Here is a 3107-nt window from a genome sequence, read left to right on the forward strand (position 1 = left end):
ATTACTGTTTTAAGTTGGGAAAAGTCTATGGAGATGGACACATTCATTTTTGCCGTCCTACAAAAAATCATTAGCATTTGGATACTGCTAACATTGTACAGCGATCGCGTTGGTACTAAACAATCGGCGATCGCTCTTGCTTGAGGATGCTGATTATGATGGGCGATCGCTGTCAATGTTACAGAAAATTGCTGGCGCTCTCAATCAAAAAGTTGAAATTAAGTTTTCAGCGATCGCTCCTTGAGACAAGTTTGGTATGGTCGCTGTTTTAGATTTTAGGGAATTAAGTGTGAAAATAATCTCCAAAATTTATGTTGGTCAAAATCCAGATCTTATTCGGCTTAGGTTATGAGTATTTTAGATGCTCGTATTTATTGAATGGTGAATCTTCATATCTCAGTGCAATCGCTATTTCAGAGATTATGCCAATGCTGAGTCTTGAAGAAACAAACATGATACGATGTATATTAAAGTCAAATAAATGGCAAAAACATCATGCTAAATATAAAAATTAGTAATTGCAACAATATCGCTTCTGCTACAGTCAACATTGCTGAAGAATCTTTAAATATTTACTATGCAACTAATGGAACTGGAAAATCAACAATTGCAAAGGCGATTAATCTTGCTGCAAGTTCTGGAAATCCTTCTGTATTGAAGCCATTTGGGAGTAGTCTCAACCCATCTATTGAAAAACCTGAAAGCATAAATGAAGTGCTATAGTTTAACGAAGATTTTGTGAATTCGATTCTTTTTCAAGAAAGTGAAGTAATTAAAAATGCTTTTGATGTCTTTATAAAAACTCCACAATATGACGAGCACGAACAATCTGTCAGTGAAAGATTGAGAGATATTCGTACTTACACACAAACGAATGATGTCTTAACCAAAATAATTTCTGTAGGAAAATCTGTTTTATCAAAATTTACATTAACAAATTCAAGTGACTTAAAGAAAGCAGGATTGCTAAAAAGCTTGATAAGTGTAGATAGTATATTTGAATTACCTGATGATATTAAAAAGTTTCAACCTTTAATGGATAAAGAATACAGTATCGAATGGACTGGTTGGAAAAACGAAGGCTTTAAGTATGATGATCTTTGCATTTGTCCTTTCTGTACAAATAATTTAGACGAAAATCATGAAATCGAAAAGAAATTATTTGTTTCATCATACACAAAATCTAATATAAAAAATATAAAAGAAATGATTTCATATTTTGATGACGTTAGAGAATATATGGATGAAGGTAAAAGTGAAAATTTATATAGCTGCATAAAAAATACTAAAGATGAGGAAACTATTATTCTCTGGATAAAGCGTTTCCGTGCTGATCTGGAGTTCTTAGTTAAGAAAGTAGAAAATGTTTTAAAATTCAATTCTTTTAATATAAAAAGAGAAGATATATCAACGCTAGACGAAAAAATAAAGGAATTAAAAATAGACTTCCTTGTTTTAGAAATTTTTAATAATGCAAAGGTGAAAGAAGTTATTGATTCTATTAATAGTCAACTTGAACTAATTTTAAATGATATATTGCTTCTTAAAAGGGATATCGGTCAACTTAAAGGATTAATCAATTCAGCTACGGAAAAAGCAACTCAAGATATTAATGAATTCCTTTATATGTCTGGAGTTAATTATCGTTTAGAGATATCTGTTGAATCTGAAAATAACACAAAAACCACACTAAAATATGTTGCACAAAATGAAGATGAAAATATTGTGCAAGTACAAAATATAAAGTCGCATTTAAGTTGGGGTGAGAGAAATGCTTTTGCTTTAGTTCTATTTATGCATCACGCTATTAGTAAAAACCCTAGCATTATTGTCTTAGATGATCCTATTTCATCATTTGATAGTAATAAGAAATATGCAATTATTAATCGTCTTTTTGTAAATGAACCAAACAGGAAGAGCTTTTTTAAAAAAACAGTGTTAATGTTAACGCATGATTTTCAGCCAGTAATCGACTTCATTGTAAATAACAAACCAAATAGTGCATACGTCAAGGCTTCTTTCTTGAAGAATAGCAAAGGTATTATAACTGAGACTCCAATAACCCAAGATGATATAAAGGCTCTTCCAATATTATTGGTGGAAAACTCAAAAGATGAATCTTTGAATAAAGTTCACAGAATTGTAAGCTTAAGAAAGTTTTTAGAGATTTCACCTCAAAGTGAGCCTCAAAAATTGGCTTATAATTTACTATCTTGCTTATTGCATGGAAATCAAACACCTACTTATAGAGACGAAACTGTGATACTTCCAACAGATGTAACGTCAGGTGAACTGCTGATAAAAGGTTATATAGCTGATTTTAATTACACACAATATGTAAATGAGGTATTTAATAAAAATAGTTTAATTCAATTGTTCATCTCAGAAAACAATATGTATTTTCGACTCCAAGTATTTAGGACTTTAGTTGTAATAATGAACTTGAAATCAAAAATAACTAATGATCCATTAATGAAATATATTGATGAGCAATTCCATGTTGAAAATGATTATATTTGCTCTCTTAATTTTGACAAATATAATACTGTCCCCGATTTTGTGATTCCAGAATGTATTAAATTCTTACAAAAGGAAAATGTAATGTCTGTATCACCTTAACTCATCAAAAATTTCTATGCTCTCTCAACAGCTTGAAGACAAATCACAACATCTAGAAACTAGAGTAGCCGCACTAGAAACAGAACTCGCGCAAATGCGACAGATGCTATCTGTATTTGTTCAGAAAAAAACACCTTGGTGGTTAAAAGTCGCAGGTAGCTTTGAAAACGATCCCACCTTTGACGAAGCAAATCGCCTCGGTCAAGAATGGCGCAAATCTGTCGAATAGAACATCATGTATATTTTTGACACCGATCATCTCAGCCTCATTCAGCGCAATGGACAAGAAGGAAAGCGAATCTTAGCCAAGCTTGCAGAAATAGAAGATCCTGAAGTTGCCGTTACCGTCATTACCTACGAAGAGCAGATTAGAGGAAGACTTGCTTTTTTAGCTAAAGCAAAAACATTAGACGAACAAATCTTTGCCTATCAAGGATTACAGCAACTAGCAATCAATTACCAAGCGATCGCCATTATCCCTTTTAGCC

General features: G+C 32.1%; 3 protein-coding genes and 1 pseudogene. All 4 read left to right on the plus strand.

The genetic code is table 11. The features are described 5' to 3' along the window. The first annotated feature begins 495 nt into the window (after positions 1–495). On the plus strand, positions 496–723 hold the full coding sequence (locus IM477_RS16470; RefSeq protein ID WP_287722541.1) for a hypothetical protein: 228 nt from the start codon (positions 496–498) through the stop codon (positions 721–723). Positions 724–738: 15 nt separating this feature from the next. Then, positions 739–2619, plus strand: a complete 1881-nt coding sequence (locus IM477_RS16475; protein WP_287722543.1) for an AAA family ATPase — start codon at positions 739–741, stop codon at positions 2617–2619. Between the two features lie 16 nt (positions 2620–2635). Further along, complete coding sequence (locus tag IM477_RS16480; protein ID WP_287722544.1) at positions 2636–2848, plus strand: hypothetical protein; 213 nt, start codon at positions 2636–2638, stop codon at positions 2846–2848. A 6-nt stretch (positions 2849–2854) separates the two neighbouring features. Next, a pseudogene (locus IM477_RS16485) lies at positions 2855–3107 on the plus strand (type II toxin-antitoxin system VapC family toxin); the annotation flags it as partial.

It is taken from the genome of Microcystis sp. M090S1 (genome assembly GCF_020246295.1).
In the GTDB taxonomy this organism is placed as follows: Bacteria; Cyanobacteriota; Cyanobacteriia; order Cyanobacteriales; family Microcystaceae; genus Microcystis; species Microcystis aeruginosa.

Bases quoted from the DNA above. Each gene is read 5' to 3' on its own strand.
- IM477_RS16480 (WP_287722544.1), top strand. From the start codon at position 2,636: ATGCTCTCTCAACAGCTTGAAGACAAATCACAACATCTAGAAACTAGA.
- IM477_RS16470 (WP_287722541.1), top strand. From the start codon at position 496: ATGCTAAATATAAAAATTAGTAATTGCAACAATATCGCTTCTGCTACA.